The organism is Brevibacillus migulae, from assembly GCF_004521915.1.
GTDB classification, from domain to species: domain Bacteria; phylum Bacillota; class Bacilli; order Brevibacillales; family Brevibacillaceae; genus Brevibacillus_F; species Brevibacillus_F migulae.
This window is the reverse complement of the sequence record NZ_SDKD01000005.1, coordinates 196,021-219,893: the sequence shown is the minus strand read 5'-3', so window position 1 is coordinate 219,893 and position 23,873 is coordinate 196,021. Positions and strand designations below refer to the sequence as shown.

23 protein-coding genes and 2 riboswitches are annotated in these 23,873 nt (G+C 54.1%); all 23 genes read left to right on the top strand.

The genetic code is table 11. From position 1 onward, the window contains the following. The first annotated feature begins 105 nt into the window (after positions 1-105). The 23 genes from EIZ37_RS07940 to cobT all read left to right on the top strand — a co-directional run bounded on the left by EIZ37_RS07940 (position 106) and on the right by cobT (position 23,833). Positions 106-1,923 carry a sigma 54-interacting transcriptional regulator gene (locus EIZ37_RS07940; protein WP_134684041.1) on the top strand — a complete coding sequence of 606 codons (1,818 nt, stop codon included), beginning with the start codon at positions 106-108 and terminating at the stop codon, positions 1,921-1,923. A 529-nt stretch (positions 1,924-2,452) separates the two neighbouring features. Then, on the top strand, positions 2,453-3,370 hold the full coding sequence (locus EIZ37_RS07935) for an SPL family radical SAM protein (protein ID WP_134684119.1): 918 nt from the start codon (positions 2,453-2,455) through the stop codon (positions 3,368-3,370). A 24-nt stretch (positions 3,371-3,394) separates the two neighbouring features. After that, a riboswitch (cobalamin riboswitch) is annotated at positions 3,395-3,605 on the top strand. Positions 3,606-3,755: 150 nt separating this feature from the next. Next, positions 3,756-4,304: a cob(I)yrinic acid a,c-diamide adenosyltransferase gene (cobO, locus tag EIZ37_RS07930; RefSeq protein ID WP_134684040.1), complete on the top strand. Its 549-nt coding sequence runs from the start codon at positions 3,756-3,758 to the stop codon at positions 4,302-4,304. Beyond that, a complete protein-coding gene (gene cobD, locus EIZ37_RS07925) occupies positions 4,304-5,410 on the top strand; it encodes a threonine-phosphate decarboxylase CobD (protein ID WP_134684039.1) in 1,107 nt (368 codons plus the stop codon). Before cobO ends, cobD begins: the two co-directional genes overlap by 1 nt. A gap of 36 nt (positions 5,411-5,446) precedes the next feature. After that, positions 5,447-5,986: a bifunctional adenosylcobinamide kinase/adenosylcobinamide-phosphate guanylyltransferase gene (gene cobU, locus EIZ37_RS07920; RefSeq protein WP_134684038.1), complete on the top strand. Its 540-nt coding sequence runs from the start codon at positions 5,447-5,449 to the stop codon at positions 5,984-5,986. Next, on the top strand, positions 5,983-6,726 hold the full coding sequence (cobS, locus tag EIZ37_RS07915; RefSeq protein WP_134684037.1) for an adenosylcobinamide-GDP ribazoletransferase: 744 nt from the start codon (positions 5,983-5,985) through the stop codon (positions 6,724-6,726). Before cobU ends, cobS begins: the two co-directional genes overlap by 4 nt. Then, positions 6,723-7,316, top strand: a complete 594-nt coding sequence (locus tag EIZ37_RS07910; RefSeq protein ID WP_134684036.1) for a histidine phosphatase family protein — start codon at positions 6,723-6,725, stop codon at positions 7,314-7,316. The genes cobS and EIZ37_RS07910 overlap by 4 nt, the downstream gene beginning before the upstream one ends. Before the next feature lie 12 nt (positions 7,317-7,328). Then, positions 7,329-8,036, top strand: coding sequence for an adenosylcobinamide amidohydrolase (locus tag EIZ37_RS07905; protein ID WP_134684035.1), 708 nt, complete (start codon positions 7,329-7,331; stop codon positions 8,034-8,036). A gap of 1 nt (position 8,037) precedes the next feature. Continuing rightward, positions 8,038-9,000, top strand: a complete 963-nt coding sequence (gene cbiB / locus EIZ37_RS07900; protein ID WP_134684034.1) for an adenosylcobinamide-phosphate synthase CbiB — start codon at positions 8,038-8,040, stop codon at positions 8,998-9,000. A gap of 12 nt (positions 9,001-9,012) precedes the next feature. Further along, positions 9,013-9,546: a histidine phosphatase family protein gene (locus EIZ37_RS07895; RefSeq protein WP_134684033.1), complete on the top strand. Its 534-nt coding sequence runs from the start codon at positions 9,013-9,015 to the stop codon at positions 9,544-9,546. 14 nt (positions 9,547-9,560) lie between these two features. Then, positions 9,561-9,783, top strand: a riboswitch (cobalamin riboswitch). A 192-nt stretch (positions 9,784-9,975) separates the two neighbouring features. Continuing rightward, on the top strand, positions 9,976-10,665 hold the full coding sequence (locus EIZ37_RS07890; RefSeq protein WP_167568721.1) for a HoxN/HupN/NixA family nickel/cobalt transporter: 690 nt from the start codon (positions 9,976-9,978) through the stop codon (positions 10,663-10,665). A gap of 21 nt (positions 10,666-10,686) precedes the next feature. Then, complete coding sequence (cobJ, locus tag EIZ37_RS07885) at positions 10,687-12,474, top strand: precorrin-3B C(17)-methyltransferase (RefSeq protein WP_134684031.1); 1,788 nt, start codon at positions 10,687-10,689, stop codon at positions 12,472-12,474. A 15-nt stretch (positions 12,475-12,489) separates the two neighbouring features. Next, positions 12,490-13,488, top strand: coding sequence for a sirohydrochlorin chelatase (locus EIZ37_RS07880; RefSeq protein WP_134684030.1), 999 nt, complete (start codon positions 12,490-12,492; stop codon positions 13,486-13,488). Positions 13,489-13,506: 18 nt separating this feature from the next. Further along, on the top strand, positions 13,507-14,319 hold the full coding sequence (gene cobK / locus EIZ37_RS07875; RefSeq protein ID WP_134684029.1) for a precorrin-6A reductase: 813 nt from the start codon (positions 13,507-13,509) through the stop codon (positions 14,317-14,319). Further along, positions 14,297-14,944 (top strand): precorrin-8X methylmutase, encoded by a 648-nt coding sequence (locus EIZ37_RS07870; protein ID WP_134684028.1) that lies wholly within the window; start codon positions 14,297-14,299, stop codon positions 14,942-14,944. Before cobK ends, EIZ37_RS07870 begins: the two co-directional genes overlap by 23 nt. A gap of 4 nt (positions 14,945-14,948) precedes the next feature. Further along, positions 14,949-16,079 carry a cobalt-precorrin-5B (C(1))-methyltransferase gene (locus tag EIZ37_RS07865; RefSeq protein ID WP_235827917.1) on the top strand — a complete coding sequence of 377 codons (1,131 nt, stop codon included), beginning with the start codon at positions 14,949-14,951 and terminating at the stop codon, positions 16,077-16,079. Continuing rightward, entirely contained in the window at positions 16,042-17,256 is a 1,215-nt protein-coding gene (gene cbiE / locus EIZ37_RS07860; protein WP_134684027.1) for a precorrin-6y C5,15-methyltransferase (decarboxylating) subunit CbiE, read from the top strand. The genes EIZ37_RS07865 and cbiE overlap by 38 nt, the downstream gene beginning before the upstream one ends. Continuing rightward, complete coding sequence (gene cobI / locus EIZ37_RS07855; protein WP_134684026.1) at positions 17,253-17,963, top strand: precorrin-2 C(20)-methyltransferase; 711 nt, start codon at positions 17,253-17,255, stop codon at positions 17,961-17,963. Before cbiE ends, cobI begins: the two co-directional genes overlap by 4 nt. Then, positions 17,960-18,742: a precorrin-4 C(11)-methyltransferase gene (gene cobM / locus EIZ37_RS07850; protein WP_134684025.1), complete on the top strand. Its 783-nt coding sequence runs from the start codon at positions 17,960-17,962 to the stop codon at positions 18,740-18,742. Before cobI ends, cobM begins: the two co-directional genes overlap by 4 nt. Beyond that, positions 18,739-19,866 (top strand): cobalt-precorrin 5A hydrolase, encoded by a 1,128-nt coding sequence (locus EIZ37_RS07845; protein ID WP_134684024.1) that lies wholly within the window; start codon positions 18,739-18,741, stop codon positions 19,864-19,866. Before cobM ends, EIZ37_RS07845 begins: the two co-directional genes overlap by 4 nt. Positions 19,867-19,884: 18 nt before the next feature. Then, the gene (locus EIZ37_RS07840; protein WP_134684023.1) at positions 19,885-21,258 is read left to right on the top strand and encodes a cobyrinate a,c-diamide synthase; all 1,374 of its coding nucleotides are present in this window, start codon (positions 19,885-19,887) and stop codon (positions 21,256-21,258) included. Beyond that, a complete protein-coding gene (locus EIZ37_RS07835; protein WP_134684022.1) occupies positions 21,251-22,774 on the top strand; it encodes a cobyric acid synthase in 1,524 nt (507 codons plus the stop codon). The genes EIZ37_RS07840 and EIZ37_RS07835 overlap by 8 nt, the downstream gene beginning before the upstream one ends. Before the next feature lie 3 nt (positions 22,775-22,777). After that, a complete protein-coding gene (gene cobT / locus EIZ37_RS07830) occupies positions 22,778-23,833 on the top strand; it encodes a nicotinate-nucleotide--dimethylbenzimidazole phosphoribosyltransferase (RefSeq protein WP_134684021.1) in 1,056 nt (351 codons plus the stop codon). Positions 23,834-23,873: the final 40 nt, after the last annotated feature.

Sequence of the window (23,873 nt, the reverse complement as noted above, 5' to 3'; positions counted from 1 at the left end):
GCGAAAATGGCATCCCCTGTTTTTTCTTTCATATCCTTTCTTGTGTACATGTTGTACAATTGATGAAAGAATTTTCTGTTTATTTGCAAAGGTTGAGGTGGTTCTGTGAGTTTATTGAAAAAAATTCAGCAGACAGCACAGCAGGTAGCAGAAGCAATCTCCTCGGCAATCCAGTTCGAAGCCGAGATTGTCGATGAGGAAATGACGATCATCGCTGGTACGGGAAAATACAAGGAACGAATCAACACCAAGGAAGAGGGCGGAGAGATTGAAGCCGGGTATTTGTACGGCAGGGTGATCCGCCATAATTGTTCGTATATTGTGGAGAATGCCCGCCAGGACCCTTCCTACGACCCCTCTTTTTTGACCGGCCAAACAGAGGAGTGGGGAGAAGTCTGTACCCCCATCCACCATAACGGCCATGTCATCGGCGTCATCGGCTTGATCGCCTTCAACGAAACACAGCATCGCTCGCTCATCGCCAACAAGGTTTCCCTGCTCAACTTTTTACAGCGGATGTCCGAGCTGTTGTCCAGTAAAATCGCGGAATTGGAAGCATTGGAGAATTGGAAGAAAACCACCCACCAGCTGGAGGTGCTCATTGAATCCATTCATGAAGGAATCCTGGCGATCGATGAAAAGGGCCGGATCACTACTTGTAATCACACTGCGGAACAACTGATTCAAATGAAGAAGGAGGATTTGATCGGCACTTCGCTGGAATCGGTATGGCCGAATACGCCGATGCTGGAGGTCTTGACGAGCGGCAAGGGGTATCTGGAGCAGGAGGAAAATTACGAACGAGACGGTCATGTCATGCATATGATCGTGACTGCGCGTCCGATCGAAATGTTCAACCGCGTTGTCGGAGTGGTGGCTTCTTTCCGCCGCATGTCCGATATGCGCAGATTGGCCTACTCCCTGACGAGTGAACCAAAAGACTTGTATCTTTCGGAAATTCGGGGCAAGAGCCGTGCCCTCATGGTCGTCAAGAAGCAGGCGGAACAAGTGGCGCGAGGCTACTCCAATATCCTGATCACGGGCGAGAGCGGTACGGGTAAAGGGATGCTGGCTGCCGCGATTCATTCCGCGAGCAACCGTCGCAATGGCCCGTTTATTATCGTGAACTGCGGAGCCATACCGGAGGCTTTGCTCGAAAGCGAACTTTTCGGCTATGTAGGCGGAGCCTTTACGGGCGCCAAGAAGGAAGGGAAAGCTGGAAAATTTGAATTGGCGGACGGCGGCACCATTTTTTTGGATGAGATCGGGGATTTGCCCCTGCATCTGCAGGTGAAGCTTCTCCATGTCCTGCAAAGCAAGCAAGTGGAACGGGTAGGAGGAAACAAGCTGATTCCCGTGGATATCCGACTGATCTCCGCCACCAATAAAAACCTGGAGGAGATGGTCCAAAACAAAGAATTTCGTGAGGATCTGTATTTTCGATTAAATGTGATTCCGATACATATGCCTCCGCTCCGTGACAGGCGGGAGGATATTCCGGTGTTAATGGATTATTTCCTGATCAAATACCGCGAGCTGTACAAGTGTGATTTGCTCGATTTTACCCCGGAGGTAAAGGAATTGTTTTTACGATATCCTTGGCCAGGCAATATTCGGGAACTGGAAAACGCAATCGAGTATGTTATTAACATGGAAACGTCCTCCTACGTCACAATGCAAAGCGTTCCACCGCGTATGCTGCATACAGCTGCATCGCATCAGAGCGAAATGAAGAGGAGCGCGGATGAACCATTGAAGGATCAGCTCCGCGAATATGAGCGAAACATCCTGCGCGACATGATTTCCCGATATGGTAATACGCTGGAAGCGAAACGCATGATTGCGGAGAAGCTGCAAATCGGTTTTTCTACGCTCTATAAAAAACTGGATGCCTATCAGCTGCATGACGCAGGTCAATCATGAATCAAACTGAGAAAAACGAAGAAGCTTGTGCAGATCTTAAGCTGGCCCTTTGTTGGGTCAGCTTTATTTTTTTCTTGAATTAACAAGGTCACACCTGTGGAGGTATCGCTCCGAAAACCTGGTATTTGTTGGAAAACATTTCATGTAGCGCTCTATCATTTGGTTAGATAGCCTTCAAGCGAATGGTCGCTATGTGAAGGATATCTGGTCAGGCAGCAGCGTGGACTAAACGTATCTGAAAGCCAATTCTGGATACGATTCAATGACGGCGGACAGAATATCGCCATGACCTTTGAACGCCAAAAAACCGAGAAGCGCTTCGACTTTGTCCGAGCGCTTATTTTCTTTGACGAAAACAACTCATTATGATATTCATTTGACTTAAAAGAACTTGATTCAGAGTCATTCGGCGAAGGGAATGGGGTTCTTGGAAATCCCCGGTTACATGGAATGGTGGTAATGTTTGAAATGTGGTTGTCTAGTAAGTTGGTCAAACTCATCAGGAGGTGAAAAGGAAATCGCTATGAAAATGGAAGTAAACCATATTCTTTCCAAGCACATCCTGACGGAAGCGAAGGGTTATTTAGATATTGGCTTTACACATTCATTAAATCCTTATAGTGGATGTGCATTTTCCTGCAAGTACTGTTACGTAAGAGAGATGCCCATCCAAACATTCAAAGACGTCCCCTGGGGAGAATGGCTGGACGTAAAAACGAATGCAGCAGAAAATTACCGAAACGAAATCGTAAAGCTTCGGCGAAAAAACAAACCTGTCAATATATTTATGTCGTCGGCAACAGACCCTTACCAGCCTATTGAACGCAACGCAAACCTTACTAGAGGAATCCTGCAGGAAATGGTTGAGAATCCACCTGATTTTCTGCAAATCCAAACGCGAAGCCCACTCATTACGAGGGATATTGACTTGTTGCAGAAATTGCAAGAAAAATGTGGTGTTCTGGTATCGATGACGGTCGAAACAGACCGAGAAGACATAAAGCGGATATTTGCTCCATATGCGCCTGGCATTGCTTTGAGGATCAAGGCATTGAAAACAGTTCATGAAGCAGGCATTACAACCCAAGCATCGATTTCTCCCGTTTTGCCATTTACCCCGGATTTCCCCAAATTATTAGAAGGAATTGTGGAACATATTTGGATCGATACACTCATGATCGGAGATGGTTTGATGGGGAAACGTTCAGAGAGATTAGGTATGCCACAATTGTTTGATGAACACGAGTTATCCAAGTGGTATCGAAAAGATATTCATGTATTGGTTGTAAAATATTTTAACCAGTTTTTTCCGAGTGATATGATACGAGTTTCTAAAAAAGAAGCGTTCCCGAGAAAATGGCATAAACTCGTTTTCCTCTTACCGTTACTTGTAATTGGGCAGCTTTCAAAATATAACTTGAATATTCTATATCTCTTGCTACAATAAAATGGATACAATGTTTACCAAAATTTCATAGCTTCGCAGATAGGTCCTCACTTGACGAACCATTGCAGGTGAGGTTAAAAGGGAAGATTGGTGCAAATCCAACGCGGTCCCGCCACAGTAAGAGGGGAGTAGTCCTTCACGGTTATTGCCATCCACTGTCGCAAGTTGCGACGGGAAGGAGAAGGAATCACGAAGATCCTCAAGCCTGGAGACCTGCCTATTTTGTGTAACACTGTTTTTCCTTCGGGTCAAAGGAAAACGTGAGGACCGTCGTGCCTTTCACGCTTTGTTTTCCTACCCGAAATTTGGAAAACAAGGCGTTTTTTTGTTTGCAAGTACACATTGATCCGTGAACCGCAGAGGTGCGAAAAGAGGGGACAAATGGATGCAAAAACCGGACAAGAAACGCGGACTCGTCTTGGTATATACCGGTGATGGAAAAGGGAAAACCACAGCGGCTCTTGGACTGGCTATACGGGCTAAAGGCCGAGGAAAACGAGTGATCGTCATTCAATTCATCAAATCCCCAGAGCGGACATATGGGGAAAAAATCGTGTTTGATCAACTGGGAATCGAGATCCACCAGACAGGCGTAGGATTTACATGGACCAAGACTCCTGAGGAGCATCGACAAGCTCTCCAGCAAGCTTGGCAGTTCACCAAAGAGAAAGTAAGGAACGGTGGATACGATGTAGTGATCCTGGACGAGCTGAACAATGCGCTGGCGATTGACCGCTTTCCCATCGCAGATGTGCTGCCGGTAGAGGAGGTGCTGGAGCTGATCCGCAACCGCCCTCATGGGATGCATCTGGTGATCACCGGCAGGAGTGCCAAGCCGGAATTGATTGACGAGGCGGATCTGGTGACAGAGATGAAGGCCGTGAAGCACTACTATGACGAAGGCGTGCCCGCTGTGCTGGGGGTCGAGTACTGATGACATCAGGGATTGAGCGATACGGCCATGGCGGCGATTTGGTCACCGCAGCGGAACTTTTCGGTCGTGCGCCTCAGGAAATGGTGGACTTCAGCGCCAATATCAATCCGCTAGGTCCTCCGCCTCGGCTTTTGGAAACGCTGCAGACTGCTCTGACGGAGATCGTTCATTACCCGGATCCAGGGCACCGGGTTTTCCGGAAGTCGCTGGCAGAAAAGCTGAATGTAGAGGCTGACTGGCTGCTTCCTGGCAATGGGGCGGCTGAATGCATGGCACTGGCGATCCTGGCGCTGCAGCCAAAAAAGGTTGGCGTGGTATACCCTTGCTTCTCCGAGTATGCGAAGCTGGCCAGTCAATTTGGAGCAAAAGTCATAGCGATTTATGGAAAGGAAGAGAGCGGGTATCAGCCGGAGATGGAGCAGCTGCACAGGCTTTTCGTAGAGGCGGATATGATATTTGTCGGCTCTCCCAATAATCCGACCGGGATGCTGTACGAGCGGGAGCAATGGCTGCAAATGGCCGCTTGGACGAATGAGACAGGGACCGTTTTGGTTGCAGATGAGGCATTTCTTGATTTTGTCCCGGAGGAGAAGCAGTTTTCGTTGCTTGCGGAATTGCAGCGTTTTCCACAGGTGATTCTGATTCGCTCGCTGACGAAAATGTTTGCGATCCCCGGGCTGCGCCTCGGGTATAGCATCGCGCATCCTGCCATGGTGGAGCGCATGAAAAACAAGCAAGTGACTTGGAGCGTCAATCAGCTCGCCTTGCTTGCGGGAGAAGTATGTCTGCAGGAAGCGGAATTTGCAGGGAATACACGGCAATGGATAGCCGTGGAACGAGTCTGGTTACAGGATCAAATCCGCAGCAAGCTGGAGTGGCAGGTATGGGACGGAGAAGCCAACTTTTTGCTAGTGCGAAGTCCAGCCAATCTACCCGCAGTAGAGCTGCAGCAGCTTTTGGGAAAAAAGGGAATCTTGATCCGTGATTGCTCACAATATCCAGGCCTTACGGAGCATCACTTCCGGATCGCAGTGCGTACTCGGGAGCAAAATCAGCGACTGGTAGCTGAGCTGTGCGAGATCGCGAGGGTGAAGCGCGCTTTATGACAGGATCGTATCGGAAACGGAAAGGAGCGATGATTCTTGAAACTAATCTTGGTTACCGGCGGCGTGCGGTCAGGGAAAAGCCGGTTTGCCGAGGAATTGGTTGCCGCTGAAACAGAATCCGTGTTGTACGTGGCGACCGGGCAAGCATGGGATGATGAGTCGGCCAACCGGATCCGGGAGCATCGACTACGTCGGCCCGCACATTGGGGATTGCTGGAGATAAAGGACAGCCTTGCGGAAATAATGCAGATAGCCGGCGATAATCAGGGGGTGCTTTTGGACTGCCTGTCAGGCTGGATCAGCCGCAAATTGATGGAACTGCCTGAGGAGAAGCTGCGGGATGAAGAGATTTCTAGGCAGCTTCACCATGAGATCGGGCAACTGCTGGAAAACGCGAGAACATTCCATGGGACCATGGTAATCGTGACAAATGAAGTTGGATTGGGAGGCGTGGCCCTAACACCGCTCGGCAGATGGTTCGCTGATGTGCTGGGGGAAGCCAATCAACAGATGGCTCGCCATGCGGACGAAGTGTATGCGGTGATGGCTGGCATCCCTTGGAGGCTCAAAGGATGAAGGCGATGCTGCAGGCGGTTTCCTTTCTGACACGCATTCCCGTTCCGAATCTGAATTATTCGACAGAAGACTGGCAGCGAAGCGTCCGATACTACCCCGTTGTCGGAGCGTTAATCGGTTTGTTGCTGTGGGGAGTTCATGCTGCGGCGATGAGCACATTTTCGCCTCAGGTGAGTGCGGTTCTGACGCTTCTGTTCTGGGTTTACATCACCGGCGGACTGCATTTGGACGGCTGGATGGATCTGGCGGACGGACTGGGGAGCAATCGGTCTCGCGAGCAGATGCTGACCATCATGAAAGACAGCCGTGTCGGAGCGATGGGGGTAATCGCAGCTATCTCCCTCTTCTTGCTGAAAGGAGTCACGCTTGCCGATTTCTTTACCCTGCCGGGGAACATCAGGATCATCGCCGTTCCATTGGTAGCCCGTACACTGGTAATGGTCATGATGCGCTCTTTTCCTTATCTGGCGCGAGACGGGATCGCGCTTGGGATGCGTGAAGCGTTGAACGTTTGGAGCTTGGGCTTCGGCTGTGTCTTCATGCTGTCGGTTGGTTGGTTTCTAGGCAGCTGGCAGTTACTCGTGGCGATCGGAATCGCTGCATGTTTTGCGGTCGTGTTTGCCTTCAAAGTCTACCGCAAGCTAGGTGGATTGACGGGTGACGTCTATGGGGCATTGATCGAGTCGACTGAGGCGGTTTGCCTCCTGGGACTGCTGGCCGTAGGCAGGTGGCTGTCATGAAATGGATCTGGGTGCGTCACGGGGAGACCGAGGAGAATCGTATGCGCCGTTATCTCGGACAGGCAGACCCGCCGCTCAACAGCACGGGAGTAGCGCAGGCGAGGTATCTGGCTCAGCGGCTGTCAGAGTGGCCGATCACGGCTGTGTACACCAGTGATTTGCAGCGGTGCATCCAGACGGCTACAGCCATTTCGGAGCGCCACGGACTTCAGCCAATCGCATGTCCAGCTTTGCGGGAGCTATCGTTTGGCCGTTGGGAGGGCAAAACCTATGCGGAGATCATGGAAGAGGATCGGGAGCATGCCGTCAAATGGTATTCGGACCCGTTTGCTGTCGCCCCGCCGGCTGGCGAAACCCTGAAAGCTTTCGGAGACCGCATCGATCGTTCGCTGCAAGGAATCTTAGCTACCTGTGCGCCACATGACACGGTTTTGTTGGTAAGCCACGGCGGGGTTATCCGCTGGTTCCAAAGCAAATGGATTCACGGTGATCCGCGACGGTTCTGGGAGGTGCAGGCAATCTCTCACGGAGATGCCCTTGTTGCCCACTGGGACGGGAGCCATTGGTTTATCGAGAGTACACAGTTATAAGGAGATCAAAGCATGGCACAACCGTTTCGCAGCATGACTTGTTTTGATTCGCAGGTATGGCCAGATCTGAAGCTACGACTGCGGGAAGACCACCTCGTGATCCAAAGCACAGAGCTGATGCAGACCGTAAGCAGCGCACTGTGGCGTGGTGGAATGCAGCATGCCCGCACGTATATCAACGGTTCGGTTCCTTTAGATTACCAATGCAGCGATCCGGCACTCCAGCTGGCGAACCAGATCGCTCATTGGGGGTACGATTCGGATGAAACAGTCGGACTTTTGACCGCTGCCCGGTTGACACATGCCGGTGTCCATGAGGAGGAAGGGGATCAGTTCCGCCTGCTCGTCTGCGCAACGGCGGGAACGGGAAATGGGGCCAGGGCAGGACGCAGGAGAAAAGCATTTTCCGCCTATCAAGCTGGCACGATCAACGTGATGATCATGCTCGATGCTAGACTCACGCCCGCTGCGATGATCAATGCTGTTATGACGGCGACCGAGGCCAAATGCGCGGCGCTGCAGGACGCCGATATCCGCGACCCGAACGGTGAGGTGATCACCGGCACCACGAGCGATGCGATCGTCCTGGCCGCGAGTCAAGCGGCGCACTTTGCGGGCGTTCACCAGTTCGCCGGAACCGCTACGACGATCGGACAGACGATTGGGCGATTAACCTACGAAGCCGTTCTGGAAGCGGTACGTACGCAAAGAGAGGTGTGAGATGATAAAGACCTTGATCCTTTTCGCCGCCTATCTGCTGGATCGCATTATCGGAGACCCCCGCTGGCTTCCTCACCCCGTAGTCTTGATGGGTGAAAGCATCAAGCAGCTGGAAAAGGCGGTACGAAGATGCGTTTCTAGAGAGCGAGCGCTAAAAGCGGCGGGCTTATTGTTTCCCATCTGCATTGCGGGCGGCAGCGGACTTTTGGTCTGGCTGATCTTGCTTGCAGCCGCTCGAATTCACCCTTGGCTGGCTGCGGGGCTGGAAGTAGTTCTTATCTCCACGACCATCGCTACCAAGGGGCTGGCGGATGCGGGAATGGAGATTTATCGTCACTTACAGCGCGGTGATCTGGCGGAGGCCAGACGCTCCCTGTCCATGGTGGTCGGACGTGACACGGAACGGCTCGATCAGCCTGAGATTTGCCGAGGAGCAGTAGAGACAGTCGCAGAGAACATTGTGGATGCGATCATCTCCCCGCTGTTTTATGCAGCTATCGGCGGAGCGCCGCTTGCGTTTGTCTATCGGGCGGCCAATACGCTCGATTCCATGGTCGGCTACAAAAATGAACGATATCTCCATCTGGGATGGGCGTCTGCCCGTTTCGACGATGTACTGAATTACATACCGGCGCGCTTGACGGGCGTAATGCTGGTTGCAGTCAGCATGTTCAGTAAAATCGATTGGAAGGGATGCTGGCGCACGATCCTGCGAGATGCACGGCTGCATCCCAGCCCTAACAGCGGAATACCGGAAGCAGGCATCGCGGGTGCGCTCGGCATTCAGTTGGGAGGCACAAACTATTACCAGGGCATCGCCTCCCATCGGGCCCGAATGGGGGAACCGACACGCGCGATCAATCCGGAAGATATTCGACGAACCGTTGATGTGATGAAAAAAGTGAGTGTCCTCTGCCTGCTTCTCTTTGCGGTGGGCGTGCTGCTCAACCAGATCGGGAAGTAGGAGGAACAGCCTATGCGTCTGTTTGTCATAAGGCATGGTGAGACCCAGTGGAATCGGGAAAGACGGATCCAAGGGCTGCAGGATATCCCGCTTCTCGCCGATGGAAGGGAGCAAATCAGGCAAGTATGCAGGACACTTGCATCGGCCAAAGAAGACGTACGGCTCGCGCGAATCTTCACCAGTCCGCTGCTTCGCGCCGCGCAGTCAGCTTTCATCGCAGGTGAGTTCTTCCAGGTACCCGTACAAGTGATGCCATCCATTCGAGAACGCGCGTTTGGCAGACTGGAGGGCTTAACTTGGCAAGAAATCCGGGAACGCTACGGCATTGCTGATGTAGAGGAAATCCAGGATGGACAGTTGGACATTGAAGCCCTTGCAGCGGTGCGCGACCGGGTAGTGGCAGCAGCGGAATTTCTTGCGGCGTCCTACCCGCAGAAAGATATTTTGCTCGTCACCCACGGCAGTATCATCAAATGCCTGGGACAGGCGTATGGTAAGGAAGTGGGGATTCTTCCCAATGCAGCCTATATGGAGCTTATGATCTGAGAGATTTGGATAATTGAATAAATGAGAAAACAGGTGTGGAGCGTGCTTCATTACGAAAAAGCGCGGCTCGACTTAAAAGGGAAGTCCGGTGTAAAGCCGGCGCGGTCCCGCCACTGTGATGGGTGCTCATCAACCATGAGCTATCTGTTCGCCACATGCCACTGGAAACCAGCTTTCCGGGAAGGCACGAATAGAGACGCCCTAAGCCAGGAGACCTGCCTGTTTTTGTGAAACACAATCAACCTACGCGGATAGGGGGTGTTGAAGTGCCACGGATGCGCAATCCGTCATGGGGCATTTCTACCCTTTTGATGAGGTAGGAATGCTCTTTTTTTGTGAAATACATCGAGACGTTTTTCATGAAGCTTGGATGCGGACGCTTGCGATTAACAAATCAGTATGACTTTTTTGAAAATAGGAGGGGATTCGATGGTACTTGAGATTTTGTCTTTTACGTTTTTTGCCATACTGATCGGTTTTCGGCACGGGATGGATTCCGATCACGTAGCTGCAATCGCCGATATGGTGGGCGCAGAAAAGCAGCGCAAACGGCAGCTGCAGATGGGGATCATGTATGCGCTGGGCCATGGAGCCATCGTGCTGGTGATCGGCATGCTGGCGGTGATGATCGGCACCAAGCTGCCGGATTCGATTCTGCATACGATGGAATTTCTGGTCGGGTTGAGTCTCTTGGTGCTGGGGGGCTTCATTTTGTGGAGTATCTTTCAGCAGAGAGAAGCCTATGAGTATCAGAGCCGCTGGGAGCTCATCATTCAGATGGTAGCCCGGATGTTCCGCATCAAAACCAACCGGACGCAGATTCAGAAAATGGGGATCCTGAGCGCTTTTTGCATCGGCATCTTGCATGGCATCGGGGCGGAGACTCCGACCCAGGTGATGCTGATTGGAAGCAGCGTAGGGATGGACAATTTCTTATTTGCCAGCATACAGATATTGCTCTTTACCGTCGGGCTGCTCATCGCCACTGTGCTCGTCACGTTTGCGGCCTCTTGGGGTTTTATGAAAGCCGCATTAAAAAGAAGAGTCCAGCTGCTGCTTGGTACGCTAACTGGCGGCTACAGCTTGGTACTCGGCTTCATGATCATTCAAAGCATGTAACTGAAAAGAGGAGTGAGCGACATGGCAGGCAAGCTGCTCGTAATCGGCTTTGGTCCCGGCAGCGCTGAGCATATCACAAAGCGTGCGCGGGATGCCATTGAAGAAAGCGACATCATCATCGGATACACCACTTATGTAGAGCTGATCCAAGGACTGCTGACCCATCAGGAAATCGTCAGCACCGGCATGACGGAGGAAGTGAGCCGCGCCAGGGAAGCAGTGCGTCAAGCGGAACAGGGAAAAAAAGTGGCCGTTATTTCCAGCGGGGATGCGGGCGTATATGGCATGGCCGGGCTGATCTATGAAGTCTTGGTAGAAAAGGGCTGGAGGGAAGCAGACGGGGTAGAGGTTGAGGTCATCCCCGGCATTTCCGCGATCAATTCCAGCGCCGCTTTGCTGGGTGCCCCCATCATGCATGATGCTTGCACCATCAGTCTTAGCGACCATTTGACGCCGTGGGAGCTGATCGCCAAGCGCATCGATGCGGCGGCCGGTGCCGACTTTGTCATCGCGCTGTACAATCCGAAAAGCGGACGGCGAACCCGACAGATCGTCGAGGCGCAGCGGATCATCCTGAAGCACCGTTCCCCAGACACACCTGTGGGTATCGTAAAGAGTGCTTACCGTGATCGCCAGCATGTGGAGATCACGACGCTTGATCGGATGCTGGACCATGACATCGGCATGCTGACTACGGTAATCATCGGCAATGCCTCAACCTTTGTCTATGACGGCAAGATCATCACACCGCGCGGGTATCAACGCAAATACACACTGACCTCTGACAACCAACCGCTAAAGCCGTATGAGCGGCTGCGAAGCGAAAATGAACCGTGGGCGCTCGAAGCAACCTTAAAGCCTGCGGTTGATCAAGGGCGAGGCACAGAAAGTCAAGCAAGAATGGACGAACATGTAAGAGTGGTTGGAAGTACAGGGATCGATTCGGAGCAACAGATGGAGAGTGGGGTACATACAGCTAGAGCAAATCAGGCAATTGAGACAATTCGGACGTCCCCAGCAGCCCACACCGTTGCTGACCGCTCCCCGGCACAATTGGCACAGGAAGCGTTGTCTACGCTGCAGCGTTCACTCGGATTGCAGGTGGAAACGTACGACTCTCCATCAAACGAAACTTCCTGCCAACAGCCATTATTTCGTCAGGAGACGATCTTTGAATGCGCCGTCAGCCCTGGCATTGTCAACAAAAAGTTTACCCCGCAGCAGATGATCTTGCTCGCGGAGATAGCCGGAGAGCGGGGAGAAATCGAGTATACCCCCCACCACCAGATCATCCTCCGCATCCCGAATGCGGAACCGGCCAACATTACCCGACGCTTAGAGGAAGCTGGATTGCTTCTGATGCCAGTAGGAGACGTGCTGCAGGTAAAAGCATGCGATTTTTGCAATGGCGAGAAAAAAGATGCGATCCCGTACGCGGAAGAGCTGCATGCGCGTCTGGGTGGACAGTCCCTGCCGAAGGAGCTGAGGATCGGTTTCAACGGCTGCGGGATGGCTTGCTACGGAGCGGTAAAAGAAGATATCGGCATCGTCTACCGCAAAGGCGGCTTTGATCTGTTCCTCGGTGCAAAAACCGTCGGACGGAGCGCACATGCAGGCGTCCCGGTGGCGGAAGGGATCAAGCCTGATGAACTTTTGCCTGTGCTGACTCGCATCATCGAGCAGTACCGGAGCACCGGATTCCCGGATGAGCGGTTCCATAAATTTTTCAAACGTGTCGGGGTCGTGGAAGGGTTTGCCTATCGTGAAGTGGCGACGGTGACCATCGAAAATGCCGTGTGCGGCGAATAAAGGGAGGCAATGAAAATGGATGCAGTATTGTTTGTCGGACATGGCAGCAAAGACCCTGCGGGGAATGAGGAGGTCAGGCAGTTCGTTGCGGGAATCGCAAATGAGCTGGCAGTGCCGCTCGTGGAAACATGCTTTCTCGAGTTTGTGCAACCGGACATGTATAGAGGGCTGGACACATGTGTGCAAAAAGGAGCGACCCGTATTGTCGTCATCCCCATCATGCTCTTCTCTGCGGGACATGCCAAAATCCATATTCCAGCTGCGATCGACGAAGTCCGGGAGAAATATCCGCTGGTGGAGTTCATCTATGGTCGTCCAGTAGGTATTCACGAAGAAGTGCTGTCGATACTGGAGGCGCGCTTGGAGGAAGTGGGAGTGCCGGCAGGAAGCAAGCCGGAGGAAATGGCTGTCCTGATCGTAGGCCGGGGCAGCAGCGATCCCGATGCCAACAGTGATCTCTACAAGATGGCTCGACTGTTTACAGAGCGTACCGGTGTAAAGATCGTGGAGACCGGATTCATGGGGGTTACCTTCCCGTTGTTTGACGAAGGCATGGAACGTTGCTTGAAGCTTGGCGCACGCCATGTGGTGGTGCTGCCATACTTTCTTTTCACCGGTGTCTTGATGAAACGAATGGCCGAATATTTGGAAGAGTGGACCAAGCGCGAGCCGGATAAGCAATTTACACTCGCTGAATATTTTGGCTTCCATCCGCTGCTGAAGGAAGTATTCAAGGACAGGGTCGAAGAAGCGTTCCAAGGGCGGGTCCGGATGAATTGTGATACGTGCCAGTACCGATTGGCAGCGATGGAGCATATCGGGCATCATCATCATCACCATCACGATCATGATCACCATCACGAGCATGATCACCATCACGAACATGGGCACAGCCACGATCATCAGCATCATCACGGTCATGACCATCACCACGAACATGATCACCATCATCATGACGATGACGATCATGAACACGACCATCATCACCACCCCATCACACTCATACGCAAGTAAAGAAAGGAAGTATGCCGGATGATCCTGGTTTTTGCCGGTACCAGCGACGCCAGAGACTTGGCGCTGCGCATCCAACAGGAAGGCTATAAGCTGCTTACCTCGGTCGTCACGGAGAATGCGGCCAAAAGCATGCAGGAAGCAGGGCTGCCTGTGCGTACAGGTCGTCTCACAGACTCCGAAACGACCGACTTGATCCAGAAGCTCGGCATTCATACCGTAGTCGATGCGAGCCACCCGTTTGCGGAGGAAGCCTCCAAAAACGCAATGGCGGCCGCAAAAGCTGCAGGAGTGCCCTATATTCGCTTTGAACGGGAGAATGCCAGCTATCCCCAGCACGATAGAGTGACGATCGCCCGTGACTATGCAGAAGCAGCCGAGCTGGCAGCAGAGCGGCGCGGTGTCATTATGCTTACCACGGGGAGTAAAACCCTGCAGATTTTCACAGAAAAACTGCACGGCTTGCCGGACACGACGCTGGTCGCCCGCATGCTGCCCCGTGTAGACAACATGGAAAAGTGCCAGGAGCTAGGGATTGAGCAGAAAAACATCGTTGCCATGCAAGGTCCCTTTTCGAAAGAACTGAACAAGGCGCTCTATGCCCACTACAATGTCACTCTGATGATTACAAAGGAAAGCGGCAAGGCGGGAGCGTTTGACGAGAAAGTGGAAGCCGCGCTGGAGATGGGGATCGAGACCATCATTATCGCCCGCCCACCCATCGCCTATGGCACCGTGTTTTCCGATTTCGCAGGCGTGCTGGACGAGCTCGCGCGGACGATGAAAAAACCAGTAGGAGGAGGCACGACAAATGGAATTTCACACAGCGTTTAAACCGCTCACGGTCCAACCTCAGGAGATTGAGGACTTGAGCTTTCAGATCATCACGGAGGAGCTCGGGGAGCATCCTTTCACGCCAGAGCAGTTCCCGGTGGTGCAGCGCGTCATCCATGCTTCCGCCGATTTTGAGCTGGGGCGCAGCCTGCTATTCCACCCCGATGCGATTCAGGCGGGGATACGCGCGATCCGCAGCGGCAAGCTTGTCGTCGCCGATGTGCAGATGATACAGGCGGGCATCAGCAAGAACCGCATTGAAAAATTCGGTGGAGAAGTCAAAGTGTACATTTCTGATCCCGATGTGATGCAAGAGGCGAAACGCCTCAACACCACCCGGGCCATCATCTCGATCCGCAAAGCGATCAAAGAAGCGGAAGGTGGCATTTTCGCCATAGGGAATGCGCCGACGGCTCTCTTGGAACTCATCCGGCTGGTGAAGGAAGGCGAAGCGAAGCCAGGCTTGATCGTCGGCATGCCCGTGGGCTTTGTCTCTGCGGCTGAATCCAAGGAGGAGCTGGCCAAGCTGGATGTGCCATTCATCACGAATATTGGGCGAAAAGGAGGCAGCCCCGTCACGGTAGCGGCGGTCAACGCGATCTCTATCATGGCGGAAAGGATGTAAGCTCATGGAAGCCAAGATGGAAGCCAAGGAAGAAAAACCGCTGCGATATGGCTACACGACAGGAGCCAATGCGACGGCAGCCACCAAAGCGGCGCTGCTCGCCTTGATCCATCAGGAGACCGTGGAAGAGGCGACCATCATGCTGCCGATTGGACAAGAGGTGACTTTTACGATCGTCAAATGCGAGTTTACCCGGGATATGGCTGTCGCTGAGGTGATCAAGGATGGCGGGGACGATCCGGATGCCACGCATGGTGCATTGATTCAAAGCACAGTTTCCTGGCTCGATACGCCAGGTTTTGTGCTGGACGGGGGCATCGGCGTCGGTCGCGTCACCAAGCCCGGCCTGCCCGTACCCATCGGAGAGGCGGCCATTAATCCGGTCCCGCGGAAAATGATCACAGAGACGGTGGAAGCCGTGTTGGCGGACCACGGGGCGAATCGTGGCGTCAAAGTGATCATCTCTGTCCCGGACGGTGAAGAGATCGCGAAAAAGACACTCAACAGCCGGCTTGGTATCGTAGGCGGCATCTCGATCCTCGGAACGCGTGGCATAGTGGTGCCGTTCTCGACCTCCGCCTGGAAGGCAAGCATCGTGCACGCGATCAATGTCGCATACGAGACGGGCTGCCGGCATTTGGTGTTATCCACAGGCGGGCGCAGCGAGAAATACGGGATGGAGGTCTATCCGGAGCTGCCGGAGGAGGCGTTCATCGAGATGGGCGATTTTGTCGGCTTTACCTTGCAGATGTGTAAACGCAAGGGAATTGAAAAAGTGACGCTCGTCGGTATGATGGGCAAGTTTTCCAAAGTCGCGCAAGGAGTCATGATGGTGCATTCCAAGAGCGCGCCGGTCGATTTCGGCTTTCTGACACGAGTGGCAGAGGAATCGGGAGCATCGGAGGAGCTCCTCGCCCAGCTGAGGGAAGCCACGACCGCGTCCTATGTCGGCGATCTGATGATGCAACACCCTCTCTTTTTTGAAAAACTGTGTGAAGCATGCTGCCGGGAGGGGCTGCGGGAAGTGAAAGGCGGCATGACTATCGAGACGATTCTCATTACGTTAAAAGGATCGTTGTTGGGGAGGACGACATGGAGTGGAGAGAACAATGAAAGTGATCGGCATCGGGGATGACGGACAAAAGAGCCTTCTGCCCCAGTACCTTCAATGGATCAAGGAAAGCGAGGTACTGGTAGGCGGAGAGCGACATCTGGACTTTTTTCCCGAATATCCTGGGGAAAAGATCGCCATAAAAGGCGGCCTGGCATCGCTGATCGAACGACTGCAGGGTGAAACACGACCCACGGTCATTCTCGCATCCGGCGATCCGCTGTTTTACGGGATTGGCAGTGTGCTGAACAAGAAACTACCTGTGGAAATCTATCCATATCTGAGCTCCATCCAGCTGGCCTTTGCCAAAATGGGAGAGTCCTGGCACGATGCCTACGTGACAAGCGTCCACGGCCGCAGCATGAAGGGCTTGGCCCAGCGCATCGATGGCAAGGAGAAAATCGCCCTGCTGACAGACAGCGAAAATACACCTGCCGCCATCGCCCGTTATCTGCTCTCATTCGGGATGACGGAATACCGGGCTTTTGTCGGGGAGAATCTCGGAAGCACCGAAGAGAGATCTGGCTGGTATGCGCTGGATGAAATGGCCGATCAGGGGTTCTCCGACCTCAATGTCGTGATCTTGCGCCGTAATAACCCAGGGCCGGCATGGCCGCTTGGCATCGAGGATGAGGCATTTGCCCAGCGCAAGCCGGACAAGGGGCTCATAACAAAAAAAGAAGTCCGTGTCCTCAGTATCGCACAGCTGCGGCTTCATGCCAAAAGCATCGTCTGGGACATCGGGACCTGCACAGGCTCCGTTGCCATTGAGGCAGCCCGCATCGCCCGGGAAGGAGCCGTATATGCCATCGAGAAGAATGCGGACGATCTGGCCAACTGCAGGGAAAACGCTGCGAAGTTCCGCACCGATCTCCATCTGGTGCATGGCAAGGCCCCAGATGGGTTGGAGCAATTCCCCGATCCGGATGCGGTCTTTATCGGCGGCAGCGGCGGGGAGCTGCAGGAACTGCTCCAGATCTGCAGCGAACGCCTGAAGCCGGACGGCAGAATTGTCGTCAACGCGGCTACCATCGAGACTCTGCATGATGCCATGCAGACATTTGCGGATCTGGGCATGCAAACAGAGGTGACACTCGCCCATCTTGCCCGCAGCAAGCCCATTTTACATATGACGCGCTTTGAAGGGTTGAATCCGACCTACATCATTACGGCTTATCACAAAAAGGAGGACGCACAGTGAGCAACATCGGCACATTATACGGCATTGGCGTGGGCCCGGGCGATCCGGAGCTGATCACGGTCAAGGCTTTTCGCCTATTAAAGGAATCCCCTGTCATTGCCTACCCGAAAAAACGGATGGGCAGCAAAAGCTACGCCCATCAGATTGCAGAGCTGTATGTCAACCCGGCAGAAAAAGAGATGCTTGGACTTGTTTTTCCCATGACCAAAGACCAGGAAGTCCTGGAACAGGAGTGGGCGCGTGCCACGGCACAGGTGTGGGAGCAGCTGCGGCAGGGCAAGGACGTCGCGTTTGTCACTGAGGGGGACCCGCTCTTTTACAGCACTTTCATCCACATGATGCGGATCATGCAAGAGACCCATCCCGAGGTGCCGATCAGGTCGATTCCCGGTGTCTCCTCTTTCCTCGGGGCGGCGTCAAGATTGGGACTGCCGCTTGCAGACGGCGACGAGCAGATTGGCATCATCCCGGCGACGGAAGACAGGGAAGCCATGCGTACAGCGCTGGTCCAGCATGATTGTGTAGTTTTCTTGAAGGTAGCAAAAGTACTGGATATGGTGCTGGAGCTGCTGGAAGAGATGGATCTGCTGCACAAGGCGGCCGTCGCGACCAAAGTAACCTCCACGGAGGAAGTGGTCTGGACTGACGTGCGTCAGCTGGCAGGGGCGGAGCTCGGCTATCTTACACTGATGGTGGTGAGAAAATGAGGAAGCTGTATATCGTCGGTGCAGGGCCGGGAGATCCCGACCTGATCACGGTGAAGGGCTTGAAGCTACTGCAGGAAGCGGATGTCATCCTGTATACGGATTCACTGGTTAACGAAGAGCTGGTGGCCCGTGCCAAGCCGGATGCCGAAGTTCTGCAGAGCTCGGGGATGGCTTTGGAAGAAATGGTCGGTCTTCTGATCGAACGCATCGATGCCGGGAAAAAGGTCATCCGCCTGCACACGGGCGACCCTTCCGTATACGGAGCGATCATGGAGCAAATGGTCCTGCTCAAAGAAGCAGGCATTGAAACCGAGATTATTCCGGGGGTGAGCTCCGTGTTTGCAGCCGCAGCAGCCGTCGGTGCGGAGCTGACCGTCCCGGACTTGACCCAGACCTTGATCCTGACCCGCGCAGAAGGCAGGACACCTGTGCCGGAGCGCGAAAAACTGCGTGATCTGGCCTCCCACCACTGCACGCTTGCGCTCTTCCTGAGTGCGACGCTGACGAAAAAAGTGGTGCGTGAGCTGACCGAAGCTGGCTGGAGCTTAGATACTCCCGTAGCCGTCGTGCAGAGGGCAAGCTGGCCGGATCAGCAGATCGTCCGTACGACCCTGCAGCATCTTGACGAAGAAATGGGCAAGCTGGGCATCCGTTCTCACGCCATGATTCTCGCGGGCTGGGCGCTTGATCCGCATATCCATGAGAAGACGGAGTATCGCTCCAAGCTGTACGACAAGACTTTTACCCACGGCTATCGCAAAGGTGTGAAGTCCCCATGACGATCGTTTTGCAGGAAGGCATGCTCCCGTCAATCCGGCAGCACGGGGATTACTGCCTGGTCGCCATCACCAAACACGGAGTGGAATTGGCCAGACGCATGCAGCGACAATTTCCCCAAGCAGATCTCTTTTACATGTCCAAATTCGCAGCGGGAGACGAGGAAGAACGGGGGATCCAGCTGTTTACCGGGAGCGTTCGTCTGCTGCTGCCAGCGCTGTGGCCTGCGTACAAAGGCATTATCCTGATCATATCACTTGGTGCCGTGGTACGCATGATCGCCCCGCTTTTGCAGGATAAAAAAACAGACCCCGGCATTGTCGTCATTGACGACAAGGGAGAGCATGCGATCAGCGTCCTCTCCGGCCATTTGGGCGGGGCCAATGAGCTGACACGGGAAGTGGCCGCCATGATCGGAGCACGGGCGATCATCACCACCGCATCCGATGTCCAGAAGACGATCCCGGTCGATCTGTTTGGCCGTCGATTCGGCTGGCAGTGGGAGTCGGCAGAGAAGTTGACGCCAGTCAGCGCTTCCGTAGTCAACGAAGAGCGGGTAGCAGTTGTACAGGAGTCGGGGGAACGAGACTGGTGGATGCACGATACTCCGATGCCGCCCAACATCCGGCTGTATGATGGCATTGCGGCAGCTCTCCAGGATGAGCCTCAGGCGGCGCTAGTCATTACCCACCGTTTGCTCTCTCCGGAAGAGGAAGCGATTTTGCAAAATGGAGTGCTTTACCGTCCCAAGGTCATTGCGCTTGGCATCGGTTGCAACCGCGGCACATCCGTAGAAGAGATCGAAGCGGTCATTCTAAATACGCTGGAAGAATGCCGTTTCTCCATCCTCAGTGTCAAGGCCGTCTGTACGATCGATCTCAAAAAGGACGAGGAAGGACTTCTAGCGATCTGCGACAAATACGGTTGGGATTTCATTCATTACACACCGGACGAGCTGAATCAGGTTCCTATCGAGGAGCCATCTGACACTGTATACAAATTCACGGGCGCATATGGGGTGAGCGAACCAGCGGTAAAACGATATACGGGAGCAGAACAGCTGGTTGTGACGAAAAAGAAGGCAGGCAATGTGACGCTGTCGGTCGGCATCCTGACACACCCTTAATAGAGAGGAGGAGATGAAATGACCCATCGCAGAATCGTCGTCGCAGGCACGGGCAGCGGCTCGGGTAAAACCACCGTCACCATTGGCCTGATGGCTGCCTTGAAGCAACGGGGTCTTGCTGTGCAAGGCTTCAAATGCGGCCCGGACTATATCGACCCTACCTACCATACGGCAGTAACAGGCCGGGCATCACGCAATCTGGATAGCTGGATGCTCTCCCATGAAACGGTCAAGGAAATCTACCAACGGGGGAGTCGGGGAGCCGATATCGCGATCATCGAGGGCGTCATGGGCTTTTACGATGGCAAGGAAGCGACCAGCGACAAGGGAAGTACGGCTGAGATTAGCATCTTGACTGATTCTCCCGTGCTGCTCGTACTGAACTGCCAGAGCATGGCCCGCAGCGCTGCCGCCATCGTCAGAGGCTTTCAATTGTTTAACCCGGCTGTTCGCATCGTCGGGGTGTTCGCCAATAAAGTGGGGAGCGTCGGTCATTATCGGATCGTCAAGGAAGCGGTTGAGCAGGAATGCGGGATTCCTGTCATCGGCTATTTAGAGCGGGTGGCCGAGATTGAGATTCCGGAGCGGCATCTGGGTCTCGTGCCATCTGTCGAGAGAGGAGAGCTTCAACCGCTGTTTGACCGCCTTGCCGAAGCGATCGGAAAAAATACCGATCTGGAGCAGCTGCTCGAGCTTGCGCAGGCAGAGCCGCTTCCGATAGAGGAAAAACTGTTTGCTCCGCAGCCGGCAGCACCACGCGTGCGTATCGCCATTGCTCGAGATGCTGCCTTTCACTTCTATTATCCCGAGAATATTGAGCTGCTGGAAGCCCACGGGGCCGAGTGCCTGTTTTTCTCTCCGCTGGCTGGTGAAACGGTCCCGGCGGATGCCGATGGCCTTTATATTGGCGGGGGTTTTCCGGAGGAGTTTGCCGCACAATTGGCTGCAAATGAGCCGGTGAAAGTATCCATCCGGGAGGCGATCCGCTCCGGCCTTCCGACGCTGGCCGAATGCGGCGGCTTTATGTATCTGACCGAGCAATTGGTAACGACCACAGGCGAAGCTTATCCCATGGTCGGTCTCATCCCCGGCACCGTCACCATGCAGAATAAGTTGGCTGCGCTCGGCTATCGGGAAGTGAGAGGATACGAAGGCAACTTTCTGCTGGATGAGGGGGAAGAGGCTCGAGGACATGAGTTTCACTACTCTACCTTTCAGGCAAAAGAGACGTTCACTCCCGCCTATGAAACGAAAGGCCTGCGTGGGGTAAAAGCGGAGGGCTATCTCTCAGGCAACCTCGTCGCAGGTTATACCCATCTTCATTTTGCATCCAATCCAGGAATGGTACACCGCTGGCTGGATCGCTGCAAGGAGGTCAGATGCCATGCGTAAGGCACTGCCGCTCATGATACAAGGAACGGGCTCGGATGCGGGGAAAAGTGTGATCGCCACCGCCTTTTGCCGCATTTTTTCGCAAATGGGCTATAAGACCGCTCCTTTCAAATCGCAAAATATGGCGCTCAACTCGTATGTGACCATCGACGGAAAAGAAATTGGCCGCGCCCAGGGTGTACAGGCGGAAGCGGCACGCATCCCGGCGACGACCGACATGAATCCCATCCTGATCAAGCCGACCCGCGAACAGGAATCGCAAATCGTGGTTCACGGAGAGCCCTACAGCAACATGAAGGCGACAGCTTACCGCATGGAGTTCTTTCCCATCGGCTTGCGGGTGATTCAAGACGCTTACGATCGGCTGGCCCGCGCATACGAGCGCATCGTAATCGAAGGGGCAGGCAGCCCTGCCGAGATCAATCTGAATGATCGGGAATTGGTCAACATGCGTGTCGCCCGTATGGCGAACGCTCCCGTCATCCTTGTAGCGGATATCGAACGAGGCGGGGTCTTTGCCAGTCTGGTCGGTACCCTGCAGTTATTGGAACCGCAGGATCGGGAGAGGGTCATCGGTGTGATCATCAATCGGTTCCGCGGTGATCTGGGCTTGCTGCAACCGGGCTTGGACTGGTTCGAGCAATATACGGGCAAGCCGGTGCTGGGCGTCATTCCGTTTTTGCCAGAGCTGATGATCGACGCAGAAGACTCTCTGATTTTGCATAAATACAAGGGGCGAACTCCGGATGCGGCTGTGCTGGACATCGTTGTCATCCGTTACCCATACATCTCCAATTTCACGGATGCTGATCCCTTTTTCGTCGAGCCGGACTGCCGCGTGCGCTTTGTGAATCGACAGGACGAGCTCGGAACCCCTGATCTGATCATTCTCCCCGGAAGCAAGAATACGATCGAGGACTTGCTCTTCCTGCGCCAGACAGGGCTGGAAGGGGAGATCCTGCATCTTCACCGGAAACGGCGGACACATGTGGTCGGCATTTGCGGCGGCTATCAAATGCTGGGTGAGAGCATTGCCGATCCGCATGGCGTGGAATCGCCGCAACGTGAGGTGGCAGGCATGGGTCTCTTGCCTGTAAGAACAACGTTACAGCGCAACAAAACTACCGTACTTTCCCGTGGCCATGCTTATTATGCAGACAACTATTTTGAAGTGGAAGGCTATGAAATCCATATGGGCGAATCAGTCGCCACAGCAATGACCGCGCCATTCATCACGTTGGCCGATCGGTCAGAGGGAGTCTATGCGGCAGGTGGCCGCTTGCTCGGCACTTATTTTCACGGGATTTTCCATAACGATGGGTTTCGCACGCACTTACTCAATGAGCTGCGTGCAGCGAAAGGATTGGCACCTCTCACGGATCGTCCTTCGTTTATCCGCATGCGCGAGGCAGGGTTCGATATGCTTGCCGAGCAAGTCCGGGCACATGTAAAACTGGATGTCATCGAGGAGCAAATGGAAGCTTTTCAACGTCAACACACGGTGGAAGGAGCGTAAACAATGAGTGAATACAGCGCAGTTGCGAGGGGAATACCCGCCTTGGATACGGAAGCGGCAGAGAAAGCTCGCCGCCACATCGATCAGCTGACCAAGCCGCCGGGCAGTTTGGGAAGATTGGAGGAGCTGGCCATCCGGTTAGCGGGCATGACCGGTGAGCCGTTTCCGCAGATCTCTCCCCCTGGCATACTGGTGTTTGCCGGCGATCATGGCGTGGTGGAAGAGGGGGTTTCCGCATTTCCCCAGGAAGTGACCGCCCAGATGGTCATGAACTTTGCAAGCGGAGGAGCGGCCATCAATGTGTTCGCGCGGCACATTGGCGGCTTACTGCGTGTGGTGGATGTAGGTGTGATCAGCGATCCCGAGGCTCCAGATATCTGGAGGAAAAAAGTGCGTCCAGGAACCGGAAACATGCTGCGCGAGGATGCGATGACGCGAGCTGAAGCTGAGCGCTGCCTGGCTGTAGGAATCGAAAGCGCAGAAACCATCATCGGAGAAGGCGCCCGCCTGCTCATCATCGGAGAGATGGGGATTGGAAACACGACGAGCAGCAGTGCGATCCTCGCTGCTTTCACCGGAGCAGATCCAGAAGAAATCGTAGGCAGAGGAACCGGGGTGGCAGAAGACGCCTTTGCCCATAAAAAGAAAGTCGTGAAACAAGCGCTGGAAGCACGTCGCCCCAACGCCGCTGATGCGATTGATGTGCTGGCAAAAGTAGGGGGACTCGAAATCGGCGCGATGGCGGGCGCAGTGATCGGAGCCGCATCCCGGCGCATCCCGGTTCTCGCAGACGGCTTCATCTCTTCGGTGGCGGCTCTGCTTGCTGTCCGGATTGAGCCGCAGGTAAGAGACTACCTGCTGTTTGGTCATCAATCACAGGAGCCGGGCCATGCCCGTGTACTGGCTGAGTTGGCAGCCGAGCCGATCCTCGATTTGCAGCTGCGACTGGGTGAAGGGAGCGGTGCCGCGGTAGCCTTTCCGATCTTGGAAGCAGCAGTCCGCATGGTGCGGGAAATGGCCACTTTCTCCTCAGCAGGGATTTCCGAAAAACGGGAGTGATTCGTAAATCGATGTCTGCTTAACTGAAGCGTACGAGCCT